Genomic DNA, 14,450 nt, shown 5'->3' with positions numbered 1-14,450 from the left:
GGTGACCGGATCTGGACGTCGATGGAGCGTCCTAGATTCCGAGCGTCGGCCGCCCCGCGACCGGCGCGAGCCGCTACACTCCGGCCCATGGCCTCGACGTCCCACTCGGCATCTCGCCGCTCACTTCGTCCGCACACGACGCCGAACGTTCGGGAAAACGCCCGCCGTCAACGGGAGCGACTGCTCGCCCGTCAGGCGGAACTCGAAACGCTGGCCGGCCCCATCCACGAAGCGACCGACAAGCTGTCCAAGCTCGAAGCAACGGTCGCCTCTCGGGCACAGGCTCCGCTGAAGAAGATCGAACGGCTCGAGCAGACCCGGGATCGTCGCATCAAGAAGATCCAAGAGCAGTACGCGGCGAAGATCGCCGAGATCCAACGGCAGATGGAAGCCGGCACGGAGACGTTGACTCCGCAGGAGCGCGAGCAGGAATCATCGCTGCTGCGCGAGTACGCGGAAGCGATCGTGACGTTCAGTCGCAGCGCCTCGGCGTCGGAGCTGGCACCGTTGCTCGGCGTGAGCACCCGCGAGGCGAAGAAGCTCATCATGCAAGCCAAGGCAGATCTCGGTGTCGCCGATGCCGCCGAGTCGGCTGCATCCTCGTCCGAAGACAAGCAGGACGACAAGCAGACGGCGCCTGCGGCGTCATGATGCTGCGGTCATGACTGACGATGTGGAACCCGCGCTCGACATCGGGTTCCCGGATCTCGACGTCGAGTTCGTCGCTGATGAGTCGGAAGATCGAACGCGGCGGGTCCGAGTGGTGGACAACTCGCTCCGCCCGTCGAAGGCGAACATCGCGGCGTTCTGGTCGAAGGTCGTCAAGTCCCCGACGTGTTGGTACTGGGTCGGTGCGATCAGTGCGCCCGACGGGTACGGCCGGTTCAACTTCCAACGACAGAACCGACAACGCACGATGCTCGCGCATCGCTTCTCGGTGGAGCTGGTGCATGGGCCTCTGGCGCCGGATGTGGTCTGCGAGCACAAGTGCAATGAGCCGCTGTGTGTGCGCGTCGGGCCTGAGCATCTGGTGGAGTCCACGCACAGCGAGAACGTGCGCTACGCGATCGCTCTCGGCCGGCTGGCCGGTCATGCACTATTCGACGGACAGGGACGCACGCGCTACGAGCGGTCTCTCGCCATCCGTGAGGCGTTGCGGGACGGGTATGACGCAGAAGCACTGCTCCACGCGAAGATCAATCCGGGGGATTCGCAAGGAACCTTGTTCTGATGGGCCGGCATCGATAGGTGTTGGCGAGGACTCCGGAACGAACTCAACACCTTGCATGCTGATGCGCGCCACCTGCGGTAGGTCGCTGTTGTCTGCTAGCACGCACCGAACTCATCAGGTTTATCGGGCGAGTTCCGCCCTCTCTGGACGGGCGCTTAATCTGACGGAGACGAACATGAAATGAGGAACGCCCAATGAACCTGCGCGACGCAGAGAGCCTGGTCAAGTCCAAGCAACGCGTCATCGACCACGGCGAGGTCTTCACCCCTGCCTGGATGGTGGAGGACATGCTTGACCTCGTTAAGGCGGAGTCCGAGCGCATCGATTCGCGCGTGCTGGAACCTGCCTGCGGGGCTGGCAACTTCCTCATTCCTGTCCTCGCTCGCAAACTCGCCACCGTGCAGGCTCGGCACGGTAAGAGTGATTTCGAGAAGCGCCACTACGCGCTGTTCGCCCTCATGTGCACCTACGGCATCGAACTGCTCGCCGATAACGCCGAAGAGTGTCGGGGCAACCTAGCCGAAATCTTTAGCGCCTTCCTCGGCGTCGAGGACGAAGACGAGTGGGCTCGGGCCGCCCGCGTCGTGCTCGCTGTCAACATCGTGCAGGGCGACGCCCTGACGATGACCCTGCCAAGCGGACGCCCGATCACGTTCCCCGAATGGGGCTACCTCGGAAAGGGCAAGTTTCAGCGCCGCGACTTCCGCTACGACGATCTGACCCAGCGCGCCGCATATGAGGCGGAGGGATCGCTGTTCCAGGACCTTGGACAGGACCTTTTCACTCCGGCCAAGACATATCCGACGATGACGGTTCGCGACATCGCTGAAGTGAGCACCACGTGAGCCAGGCACCCTTCACCTTGCGTGGACACAACCCCGACGTCCTGACCTGCATCGCGAACCTCTCCAATGATGAGGTATTCACCCCACCGGAGATGGCGAACACCATCCTCGACCTCCTTGCGGAGACGTGGGCCGATGCCAACAACGGCGCAAACATCTGGGCGAACCCGAACGTCACATTCCTGGACCCGTTCACCAAGTCTGGAGTCTTTCTTCGGGAGATCGCTCGCAGACTTATCGGAGGTCTCGCCCTCGTCATTCCAGACTTGGCTGAGCGCGTCGACCATATCCTCACTCGGCAGCTCTATGGCATCGGTATCACCCAGCTCACCGCGCTCCTGGCTCGCCGCAGCGTCTACTGCTCCAAGTTCGCCAATGGCCCGCACTCCGTCGCCAAATCCTTTACCACCGAGGACGGCAACATCTGGTTCGAGCGCACCGAACACACCTGGGGAGGCGGCAAACGGGAGTTCCGTGCCGACCCGCTTACCGGCGAGGAGATCACCGTCCAGACCAACCGTAGATGCGTCTACTGCGGCGCTGGCGAAGACGACTACGCACGTGGCGACGATCTCGAGACCCACGCTTACGCGTTCATCCACACCGACAACATCACCGCTCGCATTGCCGAGCTGTTCGGAGACACCATGCAGTTCGACGTCATCATCGGCAACCCGCCTTACCAGCTCAGCGACGGTGGGCACGGCACAAGTGCGGCACCGATCTACCAGTTGTTCGTCGAGCAAGCAAAGAAATTGGAACCGCGTTTCCTGTCGATGATCGTTCCGTCACGCTGGTTCGCCGGCGGCAAAGGGCTCGATGAGTTCAGGGAGTCCATGATCAACGATGACCGCATACGGGCAATCAACGACTACCTCAGCGCGTCCGACGTATTCCCAGGAGTCGGACTCAAGGGCGGAGTTTGCTACTTCCTCTGGGACCGCGACCACCCCGGGCTCTGTAAAGTCACGACTCACTTCAAGGACTGGCCTACAACAACCGCAACGCGTCCGCTCCTCGAACCGGGTGCGGATGTCTTCATCCGCTTCAACGAAGGTCTGTCCATTCTCCGCAAGGTCATCGCAGTCGAGACCGGGCAGGATCAATCCCTCGCCCTCCCGGAGGGAAGGCGATTCGATCAACTCGTCAGTTCCCGAAAGCCGTTCGGGCTGGAAACGACGTTCAAGGGCAAGGCGACCAAGCGCCCCGGAGACCTACGGATTCACCAGAACGGCGGTACCGGATGGGTCGGCAGGGAGTCGCTACCGAATGGTTCCCATCTCATCGACAAGTGGAAGCTTTTTGTGGGGTACGCGGCTCCAGGGACCGGCAACAAGGACACCTATCCTCACAGGATCATTAGTACGCCGTTCCTAGGGGAACCCGGAAGCGTCTCTTCGGAAACCTACCTCTGTATCGGCCCCTTCGGCTCAAAGGCCGAGGCCGAAAGCGCCCTGTCGTACCTTCGCTGCCGACTAACGCGCCTCCTTATCCTCCTCAACAAGTCGAGTCAGCACGTCACGCGCAAGGTCTACAGCTTCGTCCCAATGCAAGAGTGGACGCAGCAGTGGACGGACGACGATCTCTACACCTACTACGGCCTCTCCGAGGACGAAATCGCGTTCGTCGAGCAGGTAGTTCGTCCGATGGACGCCGTCGAATGACAAGGGACATCGACGAGCTCCTCCCTGCAAAGCCATCTGCACGCCTTCGCATTTACGCCTGGACGCCCAATGATCCGCCTGCGGGGTATGCAGGGCTCGTCAAGGTCGGGCAGACGACGAAGGCGGATGTGAACACTCGTATCCGCGAGTCCCAGGGGCAAATGCAGCAGGCATACACTCTGCACGTCGACGAGCCCGCCGATCGAGACGACGGCACCACTTTTCGTGACTCCGATGTGCGCCAGCGCCTCATCGAGAAGGGCTTCGATAACCCGATCTTCGGGTCGGCACGCGAATGGATGCGTTGCACTCCCAACGATGTGCGCATCGCTATCACCGAGCTGCGCACCGGCAAGAAGTTCATCGGCACGCATCATGAGACGTTCCCAATGCGCCCTGAGCAGGCCCACGCCGTCGAACGAACCCGTGAGTACTACGAGTCGCTCTGGGGCGAAAACCCGAAAGCAGTGCCGCGGTTCTTGTGGAACGCGAAGATGCGCTTCGGCAAGACCTTCGCCGCCTACCAACTCGCCAAGCGTCTTGCTGCCCAACGCATCCTGGTCGTCACGTTCAAACCTGCCGTCGAGGACGCATGGCAGGCCGACCTGAAGTCCCATGTCGACTTCCAGGGTTGGCAGTACCTCTCCGCAGCAGCAGGCGCAGATCCCCACGCGGCAAATCGAGATCAACCGCTGGTGTACTTCGGTTCATTCCAGGATCTCCTCGGCCGTGACAAGGCGACCGGAATGATCAAGTCCAAGAACGAATGGGTACACACCACCAACTGGGACCTGGTGATCTTCGACGAATATCACTTCGGTGCCTGGCGTGAATCCGCCAAGGAACTGTTCGAGGGTGAAGACGAGAAGGTCGCGAAGAGGGAACTCGCCGCCGAGTACAACGACGGCCTTGTTGCCTTCGACGAGGAACTCGACGAGTTGGGCAACAACGAGGACGACTTCCTCCCAATTACCACCCGCGCCTATTTGTACCTGTCGGGCACCCCCTTCAAGGCCCTGGCAACCGGTGAGTTCATCGAGGAGCAGATCTTCAACTGGACTTACACTGATGAGCAGCGTGCTAAGTTCGACTACGCCGTCAACCACCCCGACGAGTGGAACCCGTACGGGGCTCTGCCCGAGATGCGGCTGTTCACGTACCAGATGCCCGACGAGCTGATCGCCGTTGCGAACCAGGGTGAGTTCGACGAGTTCGACCTCAACGCTTTCTTCGAGGCCACCAGCACTGGAGCGAACGCCGAGTTCGTCCACAAGACCGATGTCCAGAAGTGGCTCGACATCATCCGGGGCGCATACCTTCCCACTCAGATCGACGCAATGCGGATGGGCACCCGCCCGCCCTTCCCCTACTCCGATGCTCGCCTGCTGCCCTACCTCCAGCACTCGTTCTGGTTCCTCCCCACCGTCGCCTCCTGCGAGGCGATGGCGAACCTGCTGGCAGAGCGGCAGAATGTGTTCTGGCACGACTACCAGGTCCTCGTAGTCGCCGGCCCACAAGCAGGGATCGGACTTGAGGCCTTGCCACCGGTACGCGCGGCCATCCGCGACGGACACGACACCAAAACCATCACCCTGTCGTGCGGGAAACTCACCACCGGGGTCACGGTGAAGCAATGGTCCGCGATCCTGATGCTGCGCAATCTCAACTCCCCGGAAACGTACTTCCAGGCAGCGTTCAGGGTGCAGTCACCGTGGTCGATCAAGAACCCCAACGGTGACGACCCGAGCAAGGAGGATGTACTCAAGCCGGTGTGTTTCGTGTTCGACTTCGCCCCAACCCGCGCGTTGCGCCAGATTTCTGACTACGGGGTGGGGCTCTCGCCGGAAACCTCGAACCCTGAGCAGGCCGTCGAGGAGCTGGTGAAGTTCCTGCCGGTACTCGCCTACGACGGCTCGAACATGACCCAGGTCGATGCGGGCGGCATCCTCGATATCGCGATGGCGGGGACATCGGCGACATTGTTGGCCCGCAAGTGGGAGTCTGCGATCCTGGTCAACGTCGACAACGAGACCCTGCGCCGCATTATGAACAACCAGGCGGCAATGGACGCGGTGATGAACATCGAAGGGTTCCGGGCCTTGGGTTCGGAGATCTTCGAGACCGTCGTCAACAAGAGTGACGCCGTCAAGCAAGCCAAGAAGGAGCGGGGTGAGGATCTCACTCCGAAAGAGAAGCGGGAACTCACAGCGGAGGAGAAGGAGTACAAGTCCAAGCGGAAGCAGATTCAGGAAAAACTGGTCAAGTTCGCCACTCGCATTCCGGCGTTCATGTACCTCACCGACTTCCGTGAGAACACGCTCCAAGACGTCATCACCAAACTGGAGCCTGACTTGTTCAAGGCCGTCACTGGTTTGAGCGTGGCTGACTTTCACCTACTGGTCAACCTCGGCGTCTTTAATGCCACTCATATGAACCAGGCCGTATTCGCCTTCCGCCGCTACGAAGACGCCTCCCTGTCGTACACCGGTATCGATTCTCATCCGGGCCTGCGCCACTACGGTCTGTACGACACCGTCGTTGCTGCCGATGAGGAACCTTGCCGCTCGATAGACGGAAGTTGACATATGAGCGCCTATCGGCGGTGAACGCCCGGAGGCGTTATCGAGGGGGTAATCCCGTTTCGGTCTGGTCCTCTGACGCTCCTCGATGTTCGGTCACAGAGCTGCCCGGGACCGGACCGACTATCGGGAACCTGCCAGGGCCTACGGCGTCGGAGGTTCGGTCTCTGCCTGCTTGGCGATCTCATACAAGGTGCGGCCGTTGTACCGCCACACGTCGCCACCGGGGATGGCATCCATGTGGATGGTGGTGGCACGTTCGACGATATGACGGGCAAGTCCGGTGGGGGTCCAGGTCGAATCCGCCGGGTCGCCGGTCCATTGCAGTGGGCGTTCTCGGTTTCGGACCCACGTCGCATATCCCCGGTCCGGATTTTCGGCGATCCACTGCTCGACCTTCTCCACGGTAGGAAGATTGACCACGCCGCGCAGGCTCAACTCGAGCCGTGCCCCTTCGGGAATCACTTCGTTGTCGTGCAGGATGTAGGTGGAACGGGCTCGCATTTTTCGTTCGGCGATCTTGGTGACGACGGTGTCTGCACTGGCGGTCCCGGGAGTCAGGATCCGGACGGCGGGGTCGTCTGTTGGATACAGCCGGCGGAACACCACGCAGGGAAGTCCGTTCGCTGTGTCCGAGGGTTGCAGGAACACATTGATCGTCCGCATCTCGATACTCAGATTCGGAGTCAGATCACTGAGCCACTTGACCGTGGTGTAGGTCTGAGCGGTGAAATCCTCGGCGAGCAGGACAATTTTGGGGATGGTGAGGACATCATCGTCCCATTCTCCTTCGACGTGCCTGTCGAGTAGGTCCTCGGCCTCGGCGGCGGAAACCGCAGTCGCATAAGTGCCAGTTCGGTTGAGATAGTCGGCGTGGACCTCGGCGAGGGTGTGCTTGTCGAAGCCCGCCACCAGCGCCGCATACGTGATGGCCTGCAAATGAATCCGCGAGTCGCTGCCGCGTTTGAGTTCGACGACTACGAGCTGCCCCGAGCTGTCGAGCCCGAGGATGTCGAGGCGCTCTTTGGCCGAGTCCCCGAACTGTGAGGACCACTTGTCGTATTGCGTGGTCACGATTCTGATGTCACCACCGAGGACCTGCGGATTGTCGACTACCCATTGTTCGAGGTGCACGGTCTCAAGGAGCCCTTGAGTCGCCAATCCACTCGGGGTCATCGGCGTCGTCGTCTGCCCGTTCACCATGAACATGTGGATGTCCGAATCCATGATGAACAGTGTGCACTACAGGCTCGGGCACCGTATCGACTTGACTTCCACGTGCGGGACGAAGGGTGTTCGTCGCGCCGTGCCGGCCGGACGGCCTCCAAGGTCACCGGAATCGATGACAGCAACAGCACATGCGAGAACGTCGCTACTGTCACCGGGTTACGGTGTGGTGGCGCCGGAGATGGCCACCGAGTAGTTGCTGTCCGGGGAAGACCGTGTGATTCCACTCGCGGCTCGTTAACTACTTTGCTGGTCGGACAGTTCTCCGAGAACATCGGCCAACATCGAATGCTTCGACAGGCGCGTGATCAGCTCGTCCGCACCGGTGGCGCCGCCGGTTTGGTAGCCCCGGACGTACGTGTCGTGAGGCCCCATATAGCGCCGTAGGTGCCGTGGGGCACGATCGACGGCGTCCTCCGACGGCTCCTTCTCCGGTCCGAGATGCCGGATGTGCGCGGTCACCGCGTGTGGCCGCGGTGGGATGCTGCGGCCGTGGGCGACATCCGTGACGTGCTGCGTGAACGACGAGGTGGGGGTGTAGCGATAGATCGAAGGAGTGCCGGCGGAGCGGCGCGTGAACGACGCCGCGGCGGTCGACTGCTTCTTCAAGCTTATCGCCCCGTCGACATACCAGGCGACGGCCATCGCCAGTGCGGTGCGGATCCCGGGTTCGTCGAGACAGCGTCCGACAAAATCCGTCAGGTCGAATCCGACCAACACCCCTTTTCTGGCTCGCCCCACCCACGCGTACGCATCGTCGTCGGCAACCACCAGCAGAACTTGCCCGTCGCTACCACCGTCGAACCACAACGGGGTGTCCGGAACCTTGGTGAGCCGGCCTGCCGCTGCCAGATGACTGACGCGGTGCAGCGTCGCATCCAACAGCTCCTGTTCGGCGGTCTCGCCGACATCGCCTTCCACCTGGAACGGCGAGGTGCCGACCGACACGAAACCGAGACCGAGATGTGCTGCTCTGTCGAGGAGTTGCCGCAGTGGTGTGCTGTCCTCGACGTCGAGAAGAGGCAGAAGCCATGGTGCGGCGTCGAAACGCCAGGACGGTGTGGCATCGTTCCAGGCGAGATCCCCTACATCGAGGCCTTCGACAGCCAAAGCCGACAACGCGTACGCGCCGGCCAGTACGCGGTCACGGCGCCGCTCCAACGCAGTGGCCTTCGCATTGTGCGCCACCGACTGCGTCAGTGCGTCGTGCAGCAATTCCGTCGTCCCGGACTCGTTTGTCAGACGCGACGAGGCCAGCAGAGCGGCGGTGACCGCCATGGTGGGTGCGTCCTGAGAGGATGCGGAAGCTTGCGCGAGCCTGCGCACATCTTGTCCGGTCCGAACGGCACGAACCCGGGTGCAGTTGATCTTCGCGGCGGACATTCCGTCGTCGTTGGTGCGGCCGGCATACAGTTCCAACAGCCGCCGCGCACGGGGTTCGCTCAGTTTCACCGCCGCGAGATAACCCAGAGGATGGTTGTTGACCGGGTTGTCGGTGACCAGGTATCGACCCAGGCCGACGGCCGCTCTGGCTCTGTCCTGCGGCATGCCGAATTGCCCCGCCAGCAACGACCGCGCTGCTGCATCGCTCGGCTGACACGAACGTGTGGCCAGCCCCAACAGCGCGGAGATACCCACATCCGCGCGCCAGTCCGACAGCTGCAGATCGCGTGCCAACGACTTCGAGACCGACGTGCTCACCACTGGCGGCACAGGCCAGTCGTAGCCGTCGAGAAAGATCGACTCAATCGCCTCACCGGTCATTTGTGCACTATACGAATGTCTTTCGCGGTCGCGCTGGCTTCCCGTGCTTCGCGTCGTAGACGCCCGGTGGAGTCGGATCTGCTCCAGCTGGGACGGTACCGTCCGGCTGGACCCCAAGGCATGGTGCTGTGGTAGCTGCGGCAACGTCACCGAGTCGTCCCCCGAGTCGAATCTCGACGCCGACCGGTGCAACAACCTGCCGGTTCGTCAGGTGCCCGTCCGGCCGACCGCGACGATGGTGTCCGGCTCGATTTCTCTCAGGCACCCGTCGTCACGGAGCACGGCGTAACGCGTGTACCCGCCCCAGGCCGAATCGACGTCCTCGATGATGAGCGTGCCGATCTGCATCTCGTGTGGGTCCTCGACGTCCGGCGGATGCATGTGCGGGCGTCGGCCGTCGAAGTTGAACAAATGCGCGGCGACATAATCGCCGGCGTGGGGATCTTCTTCGTCGACGAAGCGGCGATCGACGTTGTAGTGCCAGTGGTAGCCGCAGACGCCACATCCCCATCGGGGCGAGTCCGGACCGATGGCGCATCCGCCCATCGCCAACCACGGTTTGTCGTCGAGCCACCCTGGCCCCGGTGGCATGCCGTAGACGACCTCCTGGGTTCGACATGCCTGGCAGCGCGGGCACGTCGGTTGCAGCGAGAACCGGTACTCCACGAAGCTGGTGAATCCTCCGCCGGTCATCGCCTGGTGACACTGGGTACACAGCGCGGCCGAGCGGTCCGACCACTGTTCATCGGCGGCGGCGTGTGCGTCGGGGAGGTGCACGTGGACCCGCTCACGAGCGGCGGCGCCGCGCAGGTTCACCCGGTCACCACAGACAGCGCAGACGCCGCCGGATTCGAGCAGGACCCGGGCAGAGCGGGCCGACGAGAGCTGCGGGTCGTGCCGATGCGGGTCGGCGAAGGGGCGCGGCGGATTGCCGAATCGCTCCTCATACACCGACAGTCCCTCAAGCAGGCGGTCAGCCGCGCCGTCGTCGATCCGGCCGGGTGCGGTCGGCAGGGTGATCGACAGGGCTGCCTCGATGTCCGGCACCGAGGGTAACGTCAAGCGACTCTCCTCGACGACCTCGAGAACCGTTCCGCGTCGGGTGGGGCCCATGCGCTCCACGCACAGCACCGTGCGGGGGTCGGTGTCGAGAACTGTGATGATCAGATTTCCCGCGGCCACAGCGGAGGGGATCAGCCACGGTCGATAGGGCGAGCGCGGTTCGAGATAAGCGATCACCGCGTCCTTCCATGGTCGACCTTCGGCCAGGAACACGCGTTGACCTCTGCTGCGAGCGAGCATGGATGCATTGTGTGACAAGGGCCCGACAGATTGTCGGGGTCTCAGGTGCGAGAGCCTGCACTCGTGGAGCAACTCGCCTGCCGCGATCACGGTGACCAACATCGGTACGGGACCCCGCGTGTTCCGGTTCGGAGACCTCGATGCCTTCTACTCGCAAGAGCGTCGCTTCAGCCCGACCATCAACATGCTCTCACCTCTTACCTACCCGACACTGAACCCCAGGGAAGCAGCCTCCGAGGAGTTCTACTACGAGACGAGCGGAACGGACCATCTATTGTTCGAGGCTTCGTTGACGCTGTTCTCCGAAGGGGCCCGGATTTGGCTACGGTGATCGCACCGTCACTGCAAACCCACGTTCGCTCGGTGCCCGACAGACCGGATCACCGGCCGCAGACGTCCGGTGCCGCCGTAACGCTCTCCGGAAGTGCGAATGTTCACCACCGCTGCGATCAGGTTGTTCGCTCGCTGGCATCCCTGATCGGAACCCGAGAAGCGATCGGACCGGTAGGTGAGATGCCCGATCGCCGACACGGACCACGTACTGGCTTCATCCACCGAGCTCGCTGGCACTTCCCGCCGGATGTGCGGAGAGCGGGTAGTTGGGGAGTGGCTCTACGATCGAAGATGTGTCGAATCCCGAATCCCGATCTGCCGAAACGGTTCCGGATCCTGCTGTCATCAAGGGCGACAAAGCCGATATTCTCGCTCGCACCGTGGCCGCGATCGATGCCGGTGATCTCGAGCAGGGTCGGCAGATCCTGCGTAGTGAGTATCCCTTCAGTCCGGTGGCGAAGAACTCGCGTCAGTACACCGAACGCCAATGCCTGCGCGTGTTCTACCGGGACGGCTTCCTCGACCGCTATAGCGGCGCCAAGCTCGTGCACCCGGCTGCCCTGCGCACACTGTCGCTGATCCTGCCGGAAGAGTTCCCTGCGCATCCGAACTGGCAGATGTCGCAGTCGCACTTCGCGTTCTGGGAGTTGTTTCCGACCATCGATCATCTGGTTCCGGTCGCCCGCGGCGGCGTGGATGCGGAACCGAACTGGGTGAGCACCTCGATGCTACGCAACTCCGCCAAAGCACACTGGACCCTCCACGAACTCGGCTGGAGCCTCACCGCACCCGGGAACCACAGAATCTGGGACGGCCTGTCCGGCTGGTTCGTCGGCTACGTCGAAGCCCGTCCGGAGTTGATGGCCGACAAGTACCTGGCCCGCTGGTTCCGCGCGACGATCGATGTGCGCTCCACCCTGACTTAGCGCGTATGCAGTGATCACTACCTGCGGATAGTCCCGGCGGGCCGCTCGCAAGGTCCGGGTGCTCGTGTGGTCCGACAGGTCAGACGTTGTGGATCCTCCCTATCCGGTGCGGGTCTGCGCCTGGGCCGCGGCGGTCGCTGCCAGGTCGACTGCCTGGGTCTTGCCTTGCCCGCTGCCCAGCAGGGACCCCGGCCGATAGGTGACCTGCACGATCGATGCTCCCACTCGAGCGCTGACCCAATAGCTCGAGCTCGCAGGCACATCCGGATACCGGACCATGGCCGTGGTCTGCATGCGAGCAACAGACTCGTCACCGACCGCAGCGTCGAAGGGTTCCTGGCCCTCCTGAAAGGAGTAGCCGGCAGTCCCCGCGCCCATCTGCCAGGACACACACCGCTCGACGACGGCTCGATACGCCGCCAGCGCTGTCGCAGCGGCCTGCTCGTTCCGGTACACGAACGCCTGGCTGGTGATCGCTTCGACTTCTGCTGCCTGGTCGAAATACCAGCCGGCACCGGCCTGGTCGGTCATCTCCTCGGTGCGCAGCGTCCAGGATTGGTTGCTGCACTCCGGTTGCGACGCGGGCTGCCGCTGCGTCGACTCGGGGTCACCATCGTCATCCGGTTTCCATCCCGCTCCGGGCAGCTGGTCCGGCGACAGAACCATCTGGTCCGCGGCGAGAGGGGCCGGCGTCGGGGCCGCAGACGTCATCGATGTCGCGGAGGTCGGAGTAGCCGACGGCGACACCGCGCCGCTCGTGGAGAAGGCCGCTGACGTCGGGGTGGTCGATGATGGCTCCTGCGTCGCCGTGTCGGAGTCACTGCCGGACGAGCACCCGGACAATCCCAGCACGATCACGCCGGCTACAGACACCGTCGGTGCCCAACGCCGAGTTACTCCTTGACCGGTTCTCAACACGAAGCACAAGGCTAATCGACCACGCTTCTGGCAGGCCCGAAGCTACGTCGAGGCGAGTTCGGGCCAGCGGTACGCACCTACGAGGTCGACGAACTGGGACGCCTGGTCGTCGTCGATCCCGACATCGCCGGCCGCCATCGGCTTAAGCGCGTCGACGGCCCCGGGGCCGGATCGACGTCGACGCAGGCAGGTCGCGTCGGCGGATTGCTGAGTGAGTTCCGGTCGGTTCGCCGCCGATGATCTCGGTGCTGGTGTCGTTCGGTCCGGTGCCGCCGCGAAGGGTCGATGACCACCTTGTGTGTCGCCCGGATCGATTACGGTGCATCCATGTCCGCAGCTGCTGATCTGTCGCCGGTGGTCGAGGCCGTCTGTGGTCTCGACCTGCGTCCGCGCCAGCGGCAGTGGGTGAGCCTGAGTTTGTGCATCGTCGATGCGGTCTACAGCATCGGCGCCCACTACGACCGTCACGTGCTGCCGGTGGTGCGCCGGGTCGCCGCCGATGCCGGCATCGAGACGCCATCCGTGCCGCCGCCGGTCACCGGCCTGGCCGACCCCTTACCGCTGGAGCGGTTCTTGGATCGCTACGACACCGTCGACGCGCTGCTGGCGGTGACGAACAACCGGCAACGCACCTCACCGCGTGGGGGCATTCTCAAGGCCGAAGCTGTGCTGCAGTACGCGACGATCCTCCACGAGCACGGGATCCGGACACTCGACGACGCTCGCGTCCTGCTCGACGACCCGCAGCGGCTCGACACGGTGGAAACCGCGCTGCGCACCGTTCCCGGCGATGGCGGGTTCGGGGTGCGCCGCGGCTATCTGTGGATGCTCGTCGGCGACGAGGACACCATCAAACCCGACCGCATGGTGCTGGGGTGGCTGGCCCGCCACGGCGCCGACGTCAACGCCGCCACGGCCCGCACGCTGCTCTCCGAGCTCGCCACCGAGGTCAGCAGTGTGCTCGGCCGACGGGTCACCGCCTGGGAGATCGACCATGCCATCTGGACATCGGCGCGGTCGGTACGCACCGAACTGCACACCGACCCGGACGAGCCCCTCTCGCAGGATCGGTCGATAGGCCCGGATGCTCGAGGGGTGGATGCGGCCGGCGAGCTCGCCGATTATCCGTGACCGCTTGGACACGGTCCTGGCCACCCTCGGTGGACAGTCGTCCCGTCGCGTGATCGTCGACCTCGACGATCCGGACGAGCCGGATCTGCATTTCGTGCTGACCGCGGCGCTGCGGGAATGGGCCGACGATCTTCGACACCAGGTCCAGGACGATCCCAAGCATCCGAACCGAGCGGATTTCCTGCGGTGGGCCGAGGCTGCGGACCGGCTGCACGAACGCATCGACGAGGCCCTGTAGGACACCCCAGCCTTCCCCGGCCGCCATCTGCAGGCGGCTGATGGCCCTAGGACTGCGGGCCGGACGAGAGGATCGACATGGTGGAACGGTCACACGTGGAGAAGCAGTTGTACGACGCCATCAAGCACGGAATCCGCCCGAGTGAGAGCGAACTCGAAGCGATCGTGGGTGGCGAGAGTGTTCCCCGGTCGCAGTCCTCGGCGGTCGATTTCGGGTTCCCCGACGATGCGGAGCGGGACGAGTTCTGACGGTGTGCGCGTGGCTATGCTGTGCGTTGTAGGACGTGCGCAAG

At 63.3% G+C, this 14,450-nt stretch carries 13 protein-coding genes; 9 read left to right on the top strand and 4 right to left on the bottom strand.

Features of this window, described 5'->3' with window-relative positions; translation table 11 throughout:
* Positions 1 to 87 precede the first annotated feature (87 nt).
* The 5 genes from RZ1_RS13345 (at position 88) to RZ1_RS13325 (ending at position 6,322) form a co-directional block, all read left to right on the top strand.
* Positions 88 to 651: a hypothetical protein gene (locus RZ1_RS13345; protein ID WP_072812519.1), complete on the top strand. Its 564-nt coding sequence runs from the start codon at positions 88 to 90 to the stop codon at positions 649 to 651.
* Between the two features lie 10 nt (positions 652 to 661).
* Positions 662 to 1,231, top strand: a complete 570-nt coding sequence (locus tag RZ1_RS13340) for an HNH endonuclease (protein WP_072812517.1) — start codon at positions 662 to 664, stop codon at positions 1,229 to 1,231.
* Between the two features lie 194 nt (positions 1,232 to 1,425).
* A complete protein-coding gene (locus tag RZ1_RS13335; RefSeq protein WP_072812515.1) occupies positions 1,426 to 2,076 on the top strand; it encodes a DNA methyltransferase family protein in 651 nt (216 codons plus the stop codon).
* Positions 2,073 to 3,740 carry an Eco57I restriction-modification methylase domain-containing protein gene (locus tag RZ1_RS13330; RefSeq protein ID WP_072812513.1) on the top strand — a complete coding sequence of 556 codons (1,668 nt, stop codon included), beginning with the start codon at positions 2,073 to 2,075 and terminating at the stop codon, positions 3,738 to 3,740. Before RZ1_RS13335 ends, RZ1_RS13330 begins: the two co-directional genes overlap by 4 nt.
* Positions 3,737 to 6,322, top strand: a complete 2,586-nt coding sequence (locus RZ1_RS13325; RefSeq protein ID WP_072812511.1) for a DEAD/DEAH box helicase family protein — start codon at positions 3,737 to 3,739, stop codon at positions 6,320 to 6,322. Before RZ1_RS13330 ends, RZ1_RS13325 begins: the two co-directional genes overlap by 4 nt.
* Positions 6,323 to 6,463: 141 nt before the next feature.
* Here RZ1_RS13325 and RZ1_RS13320 read toward each other — a convergent pair whose 3' ends face one another.
* From RZ1_RS13320 to RZ1_RS13310, 3 genes are all read right to left on the bottom strand, one after another.
* Entirely contained in the window at positions 6,464 to 7,546 is a 1,083-nt protein-coding gene (locus RZ1_RS13320) for a PDDEXK family nuclease (protein WP_238072130.1), read from the bottom strand.
* Positions 7,547 to 7,783: 237 nt separating this feature from the next.
* On the bottom strand, positions 7,784 to 9,460 hold the full coding sequence (locus tag RZ1_RS13315; RefSeq protein WP_139281839.1) for a hypothetical protein: 1,677 nt from the start codon (positions 9,458 to 9,460) through the stop codon (positions 7,784 to 7,786).
* Positions 9,461 to 9,517: 57 nt separating this feature from the next.
* Positions 9,518 to 10,612, bottom strand: a complete 1,095-nt coding sequence (locus tag RZ1_RS13310; protein WP_139281838.1) for a hypothetical protein — start codon at positions 10,610 to 10,612, stop codon at positions 9,518 to 9,520.
* Between the two features lie 626 nt (positions 10,613 to 11,238).
* Between RZ1_RS13310 and RZ1_RS13295 the strand changes: the two genes are divergently transcribed.
* Entirely contained in the window at positions 11,239 to 11,871 is a 633-nt protein-coding gene (locus RZ1_RS13295) for an HNH endonuclease (protein WP_072812501.1), read from the top strand.
* A 99-nt stretch (positions 11,872 to 11,970) separates the two neighbouring features.
* On the opposite strand, the gene RZ1_RS13290 is transcribed toward RZ1_RS13295, so the two are convergent.
* Positions 11,971 to 12,537 (bottom strand): hypothetical protein, encoded by a 567-nt coding sequence (locus tag RZ1_RS13290; RefSeq protein ID WP_169917947.1) that lies wholly within the window; start codon positions 12,535 to 12,537, stop codon positions 11,971 to 11,973.
* A 579-nt stretch (positions 12,538 to 13,116) separates the two neighbouring features.
* On the opposite strand from RZ1_RS13290, the gene RZ1_RS13285 reads away from it, so the two are divergent.
* The 3 genes from RZ1_RS13285 to RZ1_RS30530 all read left to right on the top strand — a co-directional run bounded on the left by RZ1_RS13285 (position 13,117) and on the right by RZ1_RS30530 (position 14,406).
* A complete protein-coding gene (locus RZ1_RS13285; RefSeq protein ID WP_238072131.1) occupies positions 13,117 to 13,920 on the top strand; it encodes a DUF8548 family protein in 804 nt (267 codons plus the stop codon).
* A 4-nt stretch (positions 13,921 to 13,924) separates the two neighbouring features.
* Positions 13,925 to 14,158, top strand: coding sequence for a hypothetical protein (locus tag RZ1_RS13280; protein WP_072812498.1), 234 nt, complete (start codon positions 13,925 to 13,927; stop codon positions 14,156 to 14,158).
* Between the two features lie 77 nt (positions 14,159 to 14,235).
* Positions 14,236 to 14,406, top strand: a complete 171-nt coding sequence (locus RZ1_RS30530; RefSeq protein ID WP_169917945.1) for a hypothetical protein — start codon at positions 14,236 to 14,238, stop codon at positions 14,404 to 14,406.
* The last annotated feature ends 44 nt before the right edge of the window (positions 14,407 to 14,450 follow it).

Source organism: Rhodococcus zopfii NBRC 100606 = JCM 9919, from assembly GCF_001895025.1.
Classification (GTDB): Bacteria; Actinomycetota; Actinomycetes; order Mycobacteriales; family Mycobacteriaceae; genus Rhodococcus; species Rhodococcus zopfii.
The sequence above is the reverse complement of the archived record's forward strand: the minus strand, read 5'-3'. Positions and strand labels throughout refer to the sequence as shown.